This window comes from Paenibacillus sp. FSL K6-2859 (assembly GCF_038008265.1).
Lineage (GTDB): Bacteria > Bacillota > Bacilli > Paenibacillales > Paenibacillaceae > Paenibacillus_AQ > Paenibacillus_AQ nitricinens.
On record NZ_JBBOYU010000001.1, the window covers coordinates 3,753,368 to 3,768,645 of the forward strand.

Annotated in this window: 17 protein-coding genes and 1 pseudogene; 3 read left to right on the top strand and 15 right to left on the bottom strand. The window is 40.8% G+C overall.

Annotation, left to right across the window (positions count from 1 at the left end):
- Positions 1-356: 356 nt before the first annotated feature.
- Both MHB64_RS16560 and MHB64_RS16565 read right to left on the bottom strand, forming a co-directional pair.
- Positions 357-1,796: a hypothetical protein gene (locus MHB64_RS16560; protein ID WP_341134915.1), complete on the bottom strand. Its 1,440-nt coding sequence runs from the start codon at positions 1,794-1,796 to the stop codon at positions 357-359.
- Positions 1,783-2,319: an RNA polymerase sigma factor gene (locus MHB64_RS16565; protein WP_094869147.1), complete on the bottom strand. Its 537-nt coding sequence runs from the start codon at positions 2,317-2,319 to the stop codon at positions 1,783-1,785. Before MHB64_RS16565 ends, MHB64_RS16560 begins: the two co-directional genes overlap by 14 nt.
- Before the next feature lie 305 nt (positions 2,320-2,624).
- On the opposite strand from MHB64_RS16565, the pseudogene MHB64_RS33910 reads away from it, so the two are divergent.
- Positions 2,625-2,833, top strand: a pseudogene (locus MHB64_RS33910) (Tn3 family transposase); the annotation flags it as partial.
- A 138-nt stretch (positions 2,834-2,971) separates the two neighbouring features.
- Here MHB64_RS33910 and MHB64_RS16575 read toward each other — a convergent pair.
- Positions 2,972-3,943 carry a helix-turn-helix transcriptional regulator gene (locus MHB64_RS16575; protein ID WP_341134916.1) on the bottom strand — a complete coding sequence of 324 codons (972 nt, stop codon included), beginning with the start codon at positions 3,941-3,943 and terminating at the stop codon, positions 2,972-2,974.
- A 110-nt stretch (positions 3,944-4,053) separates the two neighbouring features.
- On the opposite strand from MHB64_RS16575, the gene MHB64_RS16580 reads away from it, so the two are divergent.
- Entirely contained in the window at positions 4,054-4,989 is a 936-nt protein-coding gene (locus MHB64_RS16580; RefSeq protein ID WP_341134917.1) for a Gfo/Idh/MocA family protein, read from the top strand.
- A gap of 260 nt (positions 4,990-5,249) precedes the next feature.
- Here MHB64_RS16580 and MHB64_RS16585 read toward each other — a convergent pair whose 3' ends face one another.
- The 4 genes from MHB64_RS16585 to MHB64_RS16600 all read right to left on the bottom strand — a co-directional run bounded on the left by MHB64_RS16585 (position 5,250) and on the right by MHB64_RS16600 (position 7,426).
- Positions 5,250-5,729: a flavodoxin domain-containing protein gene (locus MHB64_RS16585; RefSeq protein WP_094869149.1), complete on the bottom strand. Its 480-nt coding sequence runs from the start codon at positions 5,727-5,729 to the stop codon at positions 5,250-5,252.
- A 32-nt stretch (positions 5,730-5,761) separates the two neighbouring features.
- Positions 5,762-6,409 (bottom strand): TetR/AcrR family transcriptional regulator, encoded by a 648-nt coding sequence (locus MHB64_RS16590; RefSeq protein ID WP_094869150.1) that lies wholly within the window; start codon positions 6,407-6,409, stop codon positions 5,762-5,764.
- Positions 6,410-6,595: 186 nt separating this feature from the next.
- A complete protein-coding gene (locus MHB64_RS16595; protein ID WP_218832623.1) occupies positions 6,596-6,697 on the bottom strand; it encodes a YjcZ family sporulation protein in 102 nt (33 codons plus the stop codon).
- Positions 6,698-6,916: 219 nt separating this feature from the next.
- Positions 6,917-7,426 (bottom strand): GNAT family N-acetyltransferase, encoded by a 510-nt coding sequence (locus MHB64_RS16600; RefSeq protein ID WP_094878198.1) that lies wholly within the window; start codon positions 7,424-7,426, stop codon positions 6,917-6,919.
- Positions 7,427-7,590: 164 nt separating this feature from the next.
- Here MHB64_RS16600 and xerS point away from each other — a divergent pair, with 164 nt between their 5' ends.
- Positions 7,591-8,673 (top strand): tyrosine recombinase XerS, encoded by a 1,083-nt coding sequence (gene xerS, locus MHB64_RS16605; protein ID WP_060623783.1) that lies wholly within the window; start codon positions 7,591-7,593, stop codon positions 8,671-8,673.
- Between the two features lie 229 nt (positions 8,674-8,902).
- On the opposite strand, the gene MHB64_RS16610 is transcribed toward xerS, so the two are convergent.
- The 8 genes from MHB64_RS16610 to MHB64_RS16645 form a co-directional block, all read right to left on the bottom strand.
- Positions 8,903-10,165 (bottom strand): molybdopterin molybdotransferase MoeA, encoded by a 1,263-nt coding sequence (locus tag MHB64_RS16610; protein ID WP_341134918.1) that lies wholly within the window; start codon positions 10,163-10,165, stop codon positions 8,903-8,905.
- A gap of 171 nt (positions 10,166-10,336) precedes the next feature.
- Positions 10,337-10,843, bottom strand: coding sequence for a DUF4178 domain-containing protein (locus tag MHB64_RS16615; protein WP_094869153.1), 507 nt, complete (start codon positions 10,841-10,843; stop codon positions 10,337-10,339).
- 14 nt (positions 10,844-10,857) lie between these two features.
- Positions 10,858-11,262: a DUF350 domain-containing protein gene (locus MHB64_RS16620; protein WP_094869154.1), complete on the bottom strand. Its 405-nt coding sequence runs from the start codon at positions 11,260-11,262 to the stop codon at positions 10,858-10,860.
- A 122-nt stretch (positions 11,263-11,384) separates the two neighbouring features.
- Complete coding sequence (locus MHB64_RS16625) at positions 11,385-12,053, bottom strand: PspA/IM30 family protein (protein WP_094869155.1); 669 nt, start codon at positions 12,051-12,053, stop codon at positions 11,385-11,387.
- 70 nt (positions 12,054-12,123) lie between these two features.
- Positions 12,124-12,462, bottom strand: coding sequence for a prenylated flavin chaperone LpdD (gene lpdD, locus MHB64_RS16630; RefSeq protein WP_341134919.1), 339 nt, complete (start codon positions 12,460-12,462; stop codon positions 12,124-12,126).
- Between the two features lie 23 nt (positions 12,463-12,485).
- Positions 12,486-13,418, bottom strand: coding sequence for a dihydroorotate dehydrogenase (locus MHB64_RS16635; RefSeq protein ID WP_094869157.1), 933 nt, complete (start codon positions 13,416-13,418; stop codon positions 12,486-12,488).
- The gene (locus MHB64_RS16640; protein ID WP_341134920.1) at positions 13,411-14,115 is read right to left on the bottom strand and encodes a dihydroorotate dehydrogenase electron transfer subunit; all 705 of its coding nucleotides are present in this window, start codon (positions 14,113-14,115) and stop codon (positions 13,411-13,413) included. The genes MHB64_RS16635 and MHB64_RS16640 overlap by 8 nt, the downstream gene beginning before the upstream one ends.
- A gap of 87 nt (positions 14,116-14,202) precedes the next feature.
- The gene (locus tag MHB64_RS16645; RefSeq protein WP_341134921.1) at positions 14,203-15,237 is read right to left on the bottom strand and encodes an NADH:flavin oxidoreductase/NADH oxidase; all 1,035 of its coding nucleotides are present in this window, start codon (positions 15,235-15,237) and stop codon (positions 14,203-14,205) included.
- Between the last annotated feature and the right edge of the window lie 41 nt (positions 15,238-15,278).

Genomic DNA, 15,278 nt, shown 5'->3' on the forward strand with positions numbered 1-15,278 from the left:
TCTCTGAAAGATGACGCTACATGTGGGATAGTCTCAGCATTTTTGGAGTTGAAGATTTTACCACATTATATCATAAAGCCCAATGCTTCTTTTCTATTTTTCCCTTATTCTGCATAAATTGAATTTATCAGTACAACGTAAACAGATTGTCTATCGATTCAGATAAGATATGATAAGTAATTCAACTCGAATTATTAACGTGTCTACTTCCTCCAACGTAGCCACATTGGATGTTGAGATCCTCCACTTTACTAGATGTTAAAATAAACCTTTGATTTGCAGCCCATCTCTTTTGGGTCACTACAATGATGTGACCGTGCATCAAAAAGAATCAGGAGCTGACATTATTTATCTTGTTATTTAACCGGTATTCGAGTGCCATTTATAATTATTGCTTTAACTTTGGTAATATCTAAAGGCGCTTTCGTATCCCAACTTGAATTGAAGGTATGTTTATCAGGGTTTTGGCTTCCTCCACCACCTTCCAATGGGATAATACCGTCTACTGTTTCAATTTCAAGTAGCATATCACTGACCATGAAATTCTCACCTTTATAGGTACCGATTACTTGTAATCCTAAAGGACTGAGGGTTATATATTCAAAAAGATGACCTTCAACTGAAATATCATTTTTCCAAGTACGTAATTTGGCAGTAGTATCACTTGAATTTGCCGCCACCTTCCAGTTGCCTTCAACCCCAGAATAAACGGAACCAGTATAATAAAGAGTGTATTTACTAAGATTTTCGCAGCTTACAGGAAATACAAATTCTTCATATTTATACTTAGCGTCATCATAATTGTTTTTTTCAAGATCAAGAAGATTATTTTTCTTATCACTGAGAAATACCAAACTATAATCATTGGAGATTAAATTACCGTCTGGACCCTTTAGAGAAAGCATGGCATCACTAGGACCAAACTCTTTGTTAAAAATTTTCCCTGTCTGCACATGCAATTTTCCATCTATAATACCGATATTTGAAACCCATTGATCTTTTTCACCATGGGGCATGGAAGCATAATCGCCTGGCATAAGTGCCTCTGTTAATGAACTGAGGTTACTTGGTAAATTACTCCCCCCAAAAATCTGTGCTTTTTCAATAGGAATCGTTTCTACATCTTCAATTCCTGTAAGGGATACGGAAATGGGTTCGTCTTCATAGGCTTTTTCGTTAAAATAAATAAGAAAACTGCCAAGCTCCAACGGATCTGTTAATGGTGTGTCTGGATCAGCCGTTATATTAAACTCATAATAAATGGTATTCGTATCTTTATTAAAATTAAGCATTTTTTGTTTCCATGACATGCGGGCTGATAAAACTTCGTCTCCACTTTTGGCTCCCTCGTTTGTTGGTGAATGTATTTTTACAGTGAATCCGTCTCTAAAATCAGTTTGTTCCGTTAATCGGTTTTGACCTGTTCTATCCTGAAGAGATAGGTATATAATCGCTCTATTATCATATTTCTGTGCACCGATAACCTCCATGCGAATTCCTTCGTCCTCACTATAGACTCCTACTGGTTCAACAATCTTACCAAAATCAGGATTAAATCTCTTTATGAACCAATCAAAATCCCCTAAAGATGAAGCAGTTGCACTAGTAACTAATACGAACGATATCGCAATAGCTGCAATTGTTGACCTTGTCCACCGTTTGCGGTGTCTAGCAGGCATGTCAGTACTACCTTCATACAATCGGCTTTTAACCTGTTCTGCAAGTTTACTTGAATCAACCGTAATTTGGGAAAACATTTCATGTATATGTTTTTCGTCCATATCAAATTTGTCCATAATTAGACTCCTTTCTACCATATGCAATATTAAAATATTTAACTATTTTATCTTTGGCCCGTTGATATTGTTTGCGTAATGCAGCTGGAGAACTTCCTGTAAGCTGAGATAGTTCCTCGTAACTCTGCCCATCCATAATCCGCCCATATAACAAGGCACGTTCCATAGGTTTAAGCTTCTGTAACGCACGAAGCATCTCATCACTCAAACCTTTATCTTTCTCTGGTAAAACTACTTCACTGCGAATATCATGAAAATAATGGATCTTACGCTTTTTTAGTTGATTTAAGCAGCGATTATATGTAATTTTGTACAACCATGCGGATAGGTTATTGCCATCAAAAATATTCCGATTTTGATAGGCTGAAAGAAAGACTTCTTGTACAATATTTTCTGCTTCATGATAATCACATAGAATCGCCGTTGCATAGCGAAGGAGTTTTTCACCATAGAGATTGATTATCTCTTCCAGTTCATCTTCTCCGCCATTAACAAACCTTCTTCCAATATCTATTTCCTCCATAAGCTCACCTCCTTTTATTTATCAGTCGACTGCACCCCTATAACATTTCAAAGAGCTGTTTTGTGACATAATTTTTATTTATCCGATATTTTGAAAGTGGATAATACAAGTCGATTGTCACCACCAAGGGATAGCCAGCCCATTTCGGGTACACTAAAAATAGCCAACCCTTTGATGGTAAAGGGGTTAGCTATTAAGTTTGAATGTTGATTTATTAACATATTGAACATTTTGTTAAACTAATAGATTTTTCCTTCCGTTTGCTTTCTATATAATGAAGCCCTTGACACATTTGTAATTTCACAAATGCAGATGCAAACCCACATTACGGTACTGGAAAAGGAGCTACTATCTATCGATTTACGAGTGATCAATTCTCTTCTTACTACACAAAAATTATTCATACTAAATCAAGGGGTGCAATTCATGTTTTGGATGGTTTACTGCACCATGAGACGGATCTAAACATAGAAGATCATTATCAAAATTATTTACAATAGATAAAGCAAGTGAGTAACCAAAATTAGAAGCAATTTTACGTGGATAAATAAATACAAAGGTCATTGAAGAAAAAAGAGACATTAGTTAACATATTTTTAATTATGTAAACTTAATGACTGAGCTATTTACATTTTTAAGGAGCGGGACCGTTTCAAACGAGATTATGATAATTATAAATCCCCTGTAGCAAATTCACCTGAGCCTTCACATATTGTCTCAGTTTCAAAGGTTCCACAATCTCGGATTGACCAAGTATCCCCCAAACATTTGTACATGCACTATCATAGCTAAACATATTTACAGTAAGGGTTATTTGATCTCCTTCTTCTACCCTGTTCATGATCTCCAGTCCGTGTATAGAAGCCTCTCGGCTCTTATTCGTTCTAATCAATACCGGATATATCTCTTCCTCTTTACAAGTTTGCTTAAATTCCCTCTCCTGCTGCTTCCAGTGCCCTTCTAAAGAGAAGTCCTGAGGGATAGCATACTCTTCGTCTATACGCTGCGTAGAGGCGATTCGCTCACATTTAAACGTACGAATTTGTTCGACTTCTTCACAGTAGGCTATAAGATACCACTCTTCTTTTTTCACAACAAGACCATAGGGCAGTATTTTCCTGATCGAAATGACTCCGTTAATCTTGTGGTATTCAATCTGTAGTTTCTTAGATCTCCAAACAGCAGTTCGAATCGATTCCAGACATGGAATCTCTAAGCGTTCTGTCCACCAAGGCGTATCATCAAAATAAAAACGTCTTTGTGCCTTCTGGATATCATTTTGATAGGAAGCGGGTAATGATTTTTCTAATTTCAAGAGGGTTGCCTTTAGCTTTAATCCGGAATCTGTATGTCCACCAGTATGAATCCCCATTCCTGTTAGAAATAGATTGATTACATCTTCCCCATGAAGCTGATTTAGGTTAACAGTATACCCCTCCATCAAGGAGATGCCACCATTCGGTCCCGGCGTGGATAACAGTGGTATTCCAGCTTCAGCAAGTACGTCAATGTCTCTATAGATAGAACGTACGGAAGTTTCCAAGGCTTCAGCTAAGTCATTGGCCTTCATCTTCCCTCTTGATTCCACTAATAATAAAATCGCTATCAAACGATGCAAGCGCATGGGGAGCCTCCAAGTTTTTCTTTTTTATAGTATACATCATAATTCTTGCCAAGCTGTTGTCAACAATAGAAGGTTATGATTAGTTCATTACATTAAAGGAGCTGATACACATGAATATAGGCGTATTGGGCACTGGATTCGGAGCATATCATGCGCAGTTATGGACGGCAATGGATCGAGTAGACAAAGTAATTATCTTTGGTCGGAACGAAGCTAAGCTGCAGAAGCTAAAACAAGCTTTAGGCGTTGAGATAACTACTCATATTGACGATATTATGCTCGATTCCACCATCGATGTAATTGACATCTGTTTGCCCTCTAATTTACATAGGCAATATGCTGTCGATGCGCTTATGCATGGGAAACATGTATTCTGTGAGACACCCATTTGCTTCAACCTAGAAGATGCCCTTGCGATGAAAGAAGCCGAACAATTGTATGATTCGCGAATTCTCGTCAACCAGTTTATTAAATTCGATCCTGCGTTCAAATATCTTTATGAAACGACTCATAATGAGAAATATGGAAAGCTTTTATCTCTCACCTTAAAAAGAGAAACGCCTCCCTTGTGGGGTGATCTCGGTCTACACGCTATCGCTACAAAGCTTATGATTCACGAATTGGATTTTGTGACCTGGATGCTGGGGTCTATAGAACCGAACTTCGTTTGGGGAACTGATGGTGGTAAAAGTGATCAAGCCATAGTACGCGCTGTTTTTCAACAATCTAATAGGTACGCAGAGATCATTGTGTCTTCACAGATGCCGGCCACTTATCCTTTTTCGGTAGGTTATGAGGCATATTTTGAACAGGGTAAACTTGTCTATCAAGAGAGTGACAACATGAATGGAGCTGTTGAAAGCTCATTAATTGAATATACCGCTGCAGGTAAACTAGATCTTTTGTTAGAACCAGCTAATCCCTATCAAAAAAGTTTGGAGTATGCACTCCAATGTCTAATCGAGGGTAGTTCATCAATAATTGAGTTAGACAATGCCATACAAGCTATAGAACTAGCTATTTGTATTGAAAAAAAGCTTGTATAAATGTATGAGGAAGTGTAGTACCCTTTTTCGAGGGGTTTTGTTAATAGGGTGATCGTGTGTTGCAGTGTAGATGTATAGTGCATAAGGTATGATCAGGATTTTGATTTTTCTATTGTGAATTTTTCATATGATGAAATCACAGAATTTATTTATAAGTACGCACTCTCTGAACTTATAATGATTGCTATCAGAGATAAGAATTAGTTAACATAATCATAATTATGTTAACTAATTCTAGGGAGTCTATTTTCCACACTCATTCACCGCTTCATTATCGCAAGTGCAAAACGCTCTATCGTCTCTTTCGATAATCCATTTACACTCTTGTTTTTCCCTTTTACCACTCGCAGAACCATTCGATCTAATACAGTCATCTTCTCTTCGTAAATCTCATCTCCGAACACTTCTTTTGTAACTGATTGGTTATACAACCCCTCTGGAAATGAAGATTTCAATTCCTGTGTGGCTTGCTCCCCCTTCGCTCCTGCACAAATAAACAATCCAACGCGCTTCTTACCTAATTCATTTTGATATTTTGAAGCAAATTCCATCATTTGTTTTTGTATTTTCCCAAAATAAATAGATCCACCTAAGATGACAATATCATATGGCTCTAGTGTAGGTTCTTTGGCATGCATTAAATTAACTACTTCAGTCTCATCGCCCAACTGATGTTTCAATAAATAGGCAGCTTTCTCTGTACAACCATATTTAGAAGTATACACAATGATAGTCTTCATTCTAATCGCTACCTCCCTACTCTCTGATCTTCCTACTGTGTTAAAGGCTCATGTATATCCCTGATTGCTATTGAAACCATTGAATTCAAATAACAAGAAATCAGTGCTTCGACCTGTTCTTCAGGCAAATCCTTTTCCACAATCAAACGCATAATTAATCCGAACGCAGCGCTCCATATCACTTGAGCAGTAAGCTCTATTGAAGAGTCTTTATGGAGTTCTTTCGATTCGAACCTAGATAGACATTGACAGAGCATACCAATCGCTTTACGCTCCTGTGCAGCTCCCTTAAATAAAACAGCTGTGTAACTAAGGACAGCCGGTGTATCGTTCAGCATTACATTACGGTATTCTACACTTGTGGACAGGGTCATCCTGATCCATTGCTCAAGTGATTGTCTCAAAAGCATCTCTGGTGGCAGCTCATGCTCTGCCTTTCGTTGTACAGACTGAAGCCCGTCAACCATATCTGTATATTTCTGTTGCAAATATCTCACTACAATTTCATCTTTCCCCTGAAAGTAATGATAAATAATTCCTGGAGAATACTCGATTCTCTCTGCAATTTTGCGGATGGATAGTTTGTCAATACCCTCCTCAGATATCAACGAAGCCGCAGCCTGTAATATCCTTTTCTTCATTTCCTCACGATCACGCAATTGCCGTTGTTCTTTAGTCATCTTGACGTCTCCTTATAATTTGAACATCGTTTAATCATTGAACACTGTAAATATATTATGGTATACAGTTATTTTCTATATAGTAAGTCACATGCAAATCCTCCACCCTTTAATCACATACACAGGCATAAAAAAATCCGCCAGTCTAAATCGACTGGCGGAACCCTTATTCATGAATTTAAAGGATTACAGACAAAGAGTTTTTGTGATGATAACCAACAGGATAAACAGAACCAAGATAGCTCCTGTGTTAGTAAATCCACCGTATCCTCCTGCGAATTCGCCCATTTTAACTCCTCCTTTGTAATTGAGTACATCATAAGATATGCTAAATCCCCATCTCTGCTTGGGTATTTTGAACAAAAATAACCCAACAATCCCGTTGAGGTTGTGGGTTATTCATTATAAGTTAACATAATATTTATTATGTTAACAAAATATATGTACATCTCTTGAACGGTAAAATAAGCATTGATTTTTGATGACTACAATATCGCTATTTCCCATTCAAATATTAACCCTATTATTATTTAATGTATTGAAGTATTGACTCGGATTTCCTTGAGGCGGGTTAAACCGCTCTTTAAATTCTCCATTGGTGTACTCTCCAATCACTCTATGCCAGAAATTACGGGCAGGCGTATTCGCGCGTACCTGTGACACCTTCCAGTCGCCTGGGTACATATCAAATAATTTATGCGCGGCCCAGGTCCCCACACCGCTCCGTCGATATTTTTGCATTACAAAAAACTCAGTCATATAAAACTGTCCTTCGGGATTACGCAACAACCGTTCTACAAGTGCAAAACCAGCAATATGCCCGTCCACTTTGAACAAATAAGCGAACTTATTGTTGCCACTACTCCAAAAAGATTCTAGTCCCGGATACGAAGGATATATCCCATCTTGGTCTACATCAAGCTCCAAATAACGGGTGAAATCATATAGGTAAAACTGCATTAATTTGCTTATCGTCTGTTTCCGCTCTCTGGGAACCAGCTCCATTCCAAGTTCCATTAGGTGCACCTCTGACATTTATGTTTACTACACATCATATAACTTAGTTGATTCAGGAGCAAGGTCATCGCTTGTGATTAGCTTTGATCTAAGCCTATTGGAGAACAAAACATGATAAGATAGAAGGAAGAAATGATAAGAAAACTATGGAAAAGGTGAATCACATGAGCGTTCAAAAGAACGATGACCGTAAAAAACTGGATCTAAAGCTACCTCTCATGCCTTGGTTCGTTCAGCAGTTTATTGACTATAAGCGACCTGATCTATCCCCATCCACCCTTCTGGAGTATATTCGGGACTATGAGTCCTTTTTCGGATGGCTGCGTGCTGAAGGTCTCTCACAGGCCAGCTCCAACACAGAGATCACATTGCTTGAATTAGAAACCCTGCATATGGATAGTATTGTTGGATACCGCCTGCACCTCACTACCCGAGCTGAGGGAACCAATACACGTGTAACCGTGTCCCGTAAGCTGTCCGCATTACGCTCTTTATTTCATTATTTAAGTCAGATCGCTGAGGACGAGAACTTCTATCCATTGCTTAAGCGTAACATTATGGCCAAGGTTGAAGTAAAACGAACGCATAAACCTAAGGACACTGCTGCTAAATTAAAGGGCAAGATTCTAGAGGATGAGGAACTGCTGGAATTCGTGGGGTACATTTTCGAAGGATATGGACGAGATGTTGAAGGTAACAAGCAGGCCTTTTACTCCTTTCAATTAAATCGTGAACGCGATGCCTGTATTGCCAGCTTAATTCTGAATTCTGGTCTTCGTGTATCCGAAGTAGTCAATCTAAACGTGGATGATCTGGATGTTAACAACAAGCTGATTTATGTCACCCGAAAAGGGAACAATGATGAAACCTTCAAAACCCCTGTTTATTTTCGAGAACAAGCTAAAGATGATTTAGCTCTTTATCTAAGCCTTCGTCAATCCCGTTATAAAACACCAAAGAGGGAAAAAGCATTATTTATCGCTTTGCCCAATGGACGGCAAGAAGGCAAACGCATGACCAAAAGAGCCATTCAAGAAATGATCATTAAATATGCAAAACGCTTTGGTAAGCCCTATCTAACGGTACATAAGCTTCGTCACTCTTTTGCAACAGACTATTACCTGCAAAACGATATTTATAAAACGAAAGAACAGCTCGGGCATGCTTCGACAGAAACAACCGAGATCTATGCTCATCTCACGGACAAAACGATGTCTGAGGCGATTGAACGCCGTTTGGATAGTTGATTTTTTTTGCAAAAAGCCGGCCATACCCTATCCGAATTTTATGGAAAAGGTGTGGCCGGCTCTCTTTTTACATGGTTTAGAAAGACTGATCAGAGTAGCATTATGTTGAATTATTGGCTTTTCTATTGTGAATTTTTCATATGTTGAAATGTTGTAAATAATATCGCTGGCATATTTAATTAGCTACTCCCGTCCAATTGTTAATATCAAAAAGCATTTTACCTTTATCCTATCCGCGTATTTCTCCCGGAAGCTTGATAATAGTCACTTTAGCACCCTCAGATAAGCCTCGTTCCTCTGGTGGAACAACAATCAGACAATCACTATCCTTGATCGTGACCATCACGGAAGATTCGTCTATCGCTGCTGGAATGGCATAAAGGCTGCCTTCACGGATCTCTAATCGCGCTCTAACAAATCGGGTAAAGTCATTCACTCTGTTATAATCTGCACCGAGTGTGGCGCTCCATTCTGGTAAGAAAGGCTGTGACGCACACTGCATTAATCTGATAACCGGACGTGCGAACAATTGAAAACCAACGAAACAAGCACCTGGATTACCTGATAGAGCTAACAGCAGCTTACCGCCTCTAACAGCAGCAGTGGTTACACTCCCCGGACGCATCGTCACTTTGTTAAATAGCATATCTCCACTCTGTTCACGAACCAAATCGCCCATAATATCATAATCTCCTACCGATACTCCACCCGTAGTAATTACAAAATCATAGGTTTCCAGCGCCATCTGTACTTTACTTCGAGCCAGCTCCAGATCATCCACAATAGATCCCAGCATCACGGGCTCACCACCTGCCTCCTTGACTAAAGCTTCAAGCATGGGTGAGTTGCTGTTTCGAATTTTGCCAGGCTGTAGTGGTTCATGTACCTCTAGCAGCTCCGTTCCTGTCGCAAAGATAGCTACCTTAGGCCGACGATTGACTTTCACTGTATGTATGCCAAACGCTGCCAGAACAGCTATATCCCCCGCAGTGATTAATCGCCCCGCTGGCAGCACTAGTTCACCAGAGCTTAACTCCAGCCCCATCGTTGTGATATTAGACTTCGCTTCCTGCTTCTTTCGAATACCTACGTAAGTCTTTCCTTCCTCCTCACGTGTCTCCGTTACTTCCAGCATAACTACAGTATCTGCCCCTGACGGCACTTGTGCTCCAGTCATTATCCTTGCTGCTGTTCCCGAAGTTATGTCTACCGATGCCACAGCGCCACATGGAATATTGTCTACCATTTCTAACCATACGAATTGTCCATTTACACAGTGATTTGTATCTGCTGCAATAATTGCATATCCATCCATGCTAGAGCGGTTAAACGCGGGAAAAGGATGTGGCGCAATCACTTCCTCGGCCAAATAACGTCCACAGACCTGATTCAATGAGACCTCCTGTGACTCTAGCGGATTAGCAAATTTGATTATTTTGGCCTGTGCCTCTTTTACTTGAAGCGCTGTTCTCCGAAATTTATGATCCTTCATACTTTACCTCCGCTCTAAATCATCCGTTTTTGCAGTACAATAGGTACTATTTTAACATGAGCCAACCAGAAGTAAAATGAATAGCAGAACTGCAAAATCCTTTATCTATTTCATCACAAAGTTGTACAAAAAAAGATGCGGTCATAAGACCACATCTCCTACAACTCAATTCTAGGATGCTCTGATAACCTTCACATCTCCAGGAATTACTTTTTCTCCTTCATAAAGCATAAAGCGTCCATGTTGCCATTCCACACGCAGGAGTCTAGAGTCATCTGACTGATATTGCCACACATGCTGCTCTCCGCCATTCATAAAAGGGGTTTGGCCAGCTACAGCGACATATCCGTCATATTCTTCCTCCAGAAAATAAGTATAATCGTCCAGTTCAAGTGTTGTTGGAACTTCAGCAGGATTATCTAATCGCCCATCGATTGGTTTATACAAACCATATTGCAGCTGTTCCCGCTCCTCAATATGCAAATAGGCAATTTGACTACCATCTCTTAATGTCAGTACTACCGCATTTCGTCCACGATTATGGGTCCTGCCGGTTACCTCGTAGGTAACGAGCGATACTTCACAGATGTCTCCGGGAGACAAATTAAGCATACTTTTCTGAACTTCCTGAGCCGCTGGTTTGGAGAAAAGATTACCTATACGTTTCCATATACTCAACTTGATCGTTCCCCCTACATAAATGCAGAAATAATTAAAGCTCCCGTAATTTGCAGTGAGCCTGATAATAAGCCGTACCCGATTTTGCCAAGCTGTGTACCATGATCCAGATCCAGATTCCCCCATTTAGCCAAGAGGAGACGGACCGTTCTTTCCAATATAAGCAAAAGAAAAAAAGATACAATCGAGATCAGCAAAGCATCTGGCAGACTGTTAGAAGCAGCTATCGATGATGATAAAATGAATGCCTGTGCCAATAGCTTCATTACAAAACGTGTAGTAACTGCCATATTTCCAGCCTTTAACTCTTCTAAATCATTGTATCGAGTGAAAAGTGAATCTACGAACATCAGCACAAACAGCAACACCGCGCCGCTCACTGTCCACACGACCATGGACACCAGGATATGGAAATCCATTCTATAGCCCCCGCTTATTCATTTTGCATGCTGTCATAAGCATAGATAAAGCGAAGAGGAAACGATAGTCCTGTCTCCCCTTCGCCTGTGAACATCAGCCGTGAAACGGCTAAGATCAAATGTTATTGCTTCTCGTATTGTTTCATCAGAGCAGCCAATTCATCTTCTACTGCTTGATCTTTGTTCAACTTCTCGAACTCATCATCAAGTGATTTGTTGCCCGAGCTCATCTCGTTGCTGGCTTCGGCTTGAGCTTCTGCTTGCAGCATTTTTTCTTCCATACGTTTCAGTCCAGCAGATGCGGAATCAGAGCTGAAGCCGCTCATCGCTTTATTAATTTCAGTTTGGGCTTTGGCAGCATTATAACGTGCAACTAAGGTTTCACGTTTGTTCTTCATTTGTGTGAGCTGCTTACGCATCTCGTCAAGTTTGCCGCGAAGATTATCCGCAGATGCTTTGTTCTGGTCGAAGCTAGCTTTGTATTCTACCAGTTTAGCTTCAGCAGACTTTTTCTCTTCCAGAGCTCGGCGAGCAAGGTCAACATTACCAGCTTGAGCTGCAGCATGTGCCTGTTGCGTACGTTTGTTAACAAGCGCTTCCTGCTCTTCATACAGCTGCTTGAACTTCTTCTCAATAGCGATTTGAGCCGCTACTGCTTTTTCTGCATCTTCCAAATCTTCGGTCATATCACGAATGTACTGATCCGTCATTTTAATCGGGTCTTCTGCTTTGTCAATAATCGCATTCACGTTAGACATTGTTAAATCGCGCAATCTTTTAAATATAGACATGGTTTCATTCCTCCAAAAGATAATTTAAAAACTCACTTGATATCTTTTACGCAGAATTGCCAATTCCGTTTCAAATTTGTTGCGCTAAATATTGATTAACTTTATTATTTACTATCTCTACTACCTTCATGATGCCTTCTTTCGAAAGATCATCGTAATGAATCCCCATCACAACTGTGACGGTCCTATTTAGAGCCTTAGCTACCCTGATCGCAATATCTTCACTTATCGTATGCTCTTTATGATGAGGAACGGCAGAGGTCTGCACTTCTACCCGCTCTCCATTCAAATACGCAGTACTTGCCGCTCCAATATGACGAACACCACCACTGATTACGAGTAAGAGATCACGTCCGACAGGCGTCGCCGTCAGCTCAATATCCTCAGGGTTAATCTTGTTTGAAGTCAATAGTATCTCCTCACTACTCCACTTTATATAATGCCACGTATTTCATCTAAGGATTGAATATTCTCTTGAACCATGAATTGCTCAAGTTCTTCAACAAGCTGGCTGCCTGCTCTCAAATTCATAAAATTGTAGGTTCCGACTTGGATTACCGAAGCACCTGCCATAATAAATTCAATAATATCAGTAGCTGTGGTGATGCCCCCCATTCCGATTACTGGAATAGATATGTTCTGTGCGACTTGATGCACCATACGCAAAGCAACTGGCTTAATCGCTGGTCCGGACAGTCCGGCATATAAGTTATTAAATACACTACTTCTACGTCGCACATCGATCTTCATCCCGGAAATGGTGTTAATCAGCGAGACGGCATCTGCTCCCTCTTCCTCACACATTTGAGCCATCTCAACGATATTCTCAGCACCTGGAGACAGCTTTACTGCAAGTGGTAGCTTAGTGGCACGCCTAACAGCTTGTACAACTTTTTGCGCTTCTGAAGTCTTGATTCCAAATGCAATTCCGCCCTCTTTTACATTTGGACAGGAAATATTCAACTCAATCATATCAACAGCTGGTTTACCTGCGCTTGATCGAAGATCTGCATCACGCTGGATCATTTCTGCTCCAAGTACGTAATCCTCAAGCGTTCCGCCCCCAAGATTCACCAAACGGGCTGTATCGAGTGTTTCCCAATAAGGGCATTCTTTTTCCAAAAACGCGGATACCCCTGGATTCTCCAATCCAACACTATTCAACATACCAGAGGCTGTCTCGTATACTCGAGTGCCAGGGTTACCTGCTTTTGGATGGAGGGTGAGCCCCTTCCCTGAGATTCCACCTAACAAAGAAACATCATACAGCTTTCCATATTCACGACCAAAGCCAAAGGTTCCTGAAGCCATTACAATCGGATTCTTAAAATGAACGCCTGCAATTGTTGTGCTCATCTTAGTCATGGAAAATCACCTCCTCAGAAAGGAACACGGGTCCGTCTGCACAGGCTTTTCGCTGACCATCACGACAAGAAACACTACAAACAAGACAGGCTCCAATACCGCAAGCCATTCGATTCTCTAAAGAGAGATAAACTTTTGTATTGCTACCCGCCTCTTCAGCCGCTAACCCTTTAATCTGTGCAGCCTTAAGCATAGGATGTGGGCCGCAGACGAAAACATGCTCATAATGACTAAAATCCACACGATCCAAAATAAATCCGCCTACATCTACTGTAAGCTCGGCTGCTAATGGACGAAAAGCTTCTGTCCGGTAAGCTTCGCGACTAAAACCTAGAAAGATATCACTACTAGGCAGCTGCTTTGCACAATAATATAGCGGCGCTATTCCGATTCCACCACCAATAAGCGCAACCTTTCCTTCCACCTGAGGGAATCCCGTGCCAAAAGGCCCTTCAAGCTCCACTGATTCACCAGGAGTCAACCGTGAAAATATTTCAGTGCCTTCCCCCACTACGTGATATAAGAATTCAACACTATCTTCTTTTACTTCATGTATACTTAACGGTCTGGAAAGGATCGGATAAGCACCCCATGCCCGTAACATGTAGAATTGACCCATTTCACCACCGCTATTCGTTTCAACTTTAAGGTGGTACACTCCGTCAGTTAGCCGATCGTTACTTAAAACCATCCCCACGTTATCAAGCTCCTTCAAATTTTATCTTTATTAAGATTGCCTTAGAAGGAGCATAAAATCTGTGACAAACTTCACATTCAAAGCGAGCTATCTCTTTTTCCAGATCCCACGTTCATAAGGTTTGGGTATATTACGTACGCCTCCAAGTGCCTCTTCCGCATGTAAAGCCCAATAGGGATCGCTCAACATCCCACGGCCAACGGCTATCAGCTCTGCCCGTTCTTCTGCGACGATGGACTGTGCCTCAGTAAAGGATTCAAGCCGCCCCACTGCAATTACAGGCACTTGTAATTCACTACGGATAAACTCTGCCAGATCCACTTGATAAGCAGGGCCTGCACCCGGCCCTCCATTTGAACCTATAGGACCTTCGCCTCCAGAAGAAACATGGAACAGATCCACTCCAGCATTCTTGTACCGTCGGCAAATATCCAGAGCGTATTCAGCATCATATCCACCTTCTACATATTCCTTCGCAGATATTCTCATAATCAATGGCATGTCCACAGGAACCACTTCTCGGACTGCTTTAACTATCTGTTCTCCGAACAACGCAGGATCTTGTCCATATTCATCATCTCTGGTATTCGTCAATGGAGAATGAAACTGGTGAATTAAATAACCATGTGCACCATGAATTTCGACCGTATCAAATCCTGCATCCACAGCTCTGCGTGCACCTTCACGGAAAGCCTCAATCAACGCTAAAATTCCCTCCTTAGAAAGAGCTTGTGGCGTTTTGGAATTAGCATCAAAGGGAATGGCTGATGGAGCCACCGGCGGCTCAGCATCCACTGCTTTACGTCCCGCATGTCCTAATTGAACAGCGATCTTTGATCCATATGCATGTACACTATCTGTGATTCTACGATAAGCCTCAATTTGCGAATCATTCCAGATTCCTGTATCTCGATTAGTGATTCTACCATCTGGATGAACGCCAGTCATTTCCACGATAATAAATCCTGTACCGCCAATAGCACGACTTACATAATGAACATAATGCCAATCATTAGGGATGCCATCCTCTTTATCCACCGAATACTGGCACATAGGCGGCATGACAATACGATTCTTCAACGATAACCCCTTCAATTCATACGGTGCAAACAAATCAGACATTCATGTCTCCATCCCTTCCGTAATCTATAATGGGTTCGGGA

Bases quoted from the DNA above. Each gene is read 5' to 3' on its own strand.
- MHB64_RS16560 (WP_341134915.1), bottom strand. From the start codon at position 1,796: ATGGACAAATTTGATATGGACGAAAAACATATACATGAAATGTTTTCC.
- MHB64_RS16565 (WP_094869147.1), bottom strand. From the start codon at position 2,319: ATGGAGGAAATAGATATTGGAAGAAGGTTTGTTAATGGCGGAGAAGAT.
- MHB64_RS16575 (WP_341134916.1), bottom strand. From the start codon at position 3,943: ATGCGCTTGCATCGTTTGATAGCGATTTTATTATTAGTGGAATCAAGA.
- MHB64_RS16580 (WP_341134917.1), top strand. From the start codon at position 4,054: ATGAATATAGGCGTATTGGGCACTGGATTCGGAGCATATCATGCGCAG.
- MHB64_RS16585 (WP_094869149.1), bottom strand. From the start codon at position 5,729: ATGAAGACTATCATTGTGTATACTTCTAAATATGGTTGTACAGAGAAA.
- MHB64_RS16590 (WP_094869150.1), bottom strand. From the start codon at position 6,409: ATGACTAAAGAACAACGGCAATTGCGTGATCGTGAGGAAATGAAGAAA.
- MHB64_RS16595 (WP_218832623.1), bottom strand. From the start codon at position 6,697: ATGGGCGAATTCGCAGGAGGATACGGTGGATTTACTAACACAGGAGCT.
- MHB64_RS16600 (WP_094878198.1), bottom strand. From the start codon at position 7,426: ATGGAACTTGGAATGGAGCTGGTTCCCAGAGAGCGGAAACAGACGATA.
- xerS (WP_060623783.1), top strand. From the start codon at position 7,591: ATGAGCGTTCAAAAGAACGATGACCGTAAAAAACTGGATCTAAAGCTA.
- MHB64_RS16610 (WP_341134918.1), bottom strand. From the start codon at position 10,165: ATGAAGGATCATAAATTTCGGAGAACAGCGCTTCAAGTAAAAGAGGCA.
- MHB64_RS16620 (WP_094869154.1), bottom strand. From the start codon at position 11,262: ATGGATTTCCATATCCTGGTGTCCATGGTCGTGTGGACAGTGAGCGGC.
- MHB64_RS16625 (WP_094869155.1), bottom strand. From the start codon at position 12,053: ATGTCTATATTTAAAAGATTGCGCGATTTAACAATGTCTAACGTGAAT.
- MHB64_RS16635 (WP_094869157.1), bottom strand. From the start codon at position 13,418: ATGACTAAGATGAGCACAACAATTGCAGGCGTTCATTTTAAGAATCCG.
- MHB64_RS16645 (WP_341134921.1), bottom strand. From the start codon at position 15,237: ATGTCTGATTTGTTTGCACCGTATGAATTGAAGGGGTTATCGTTGAAG.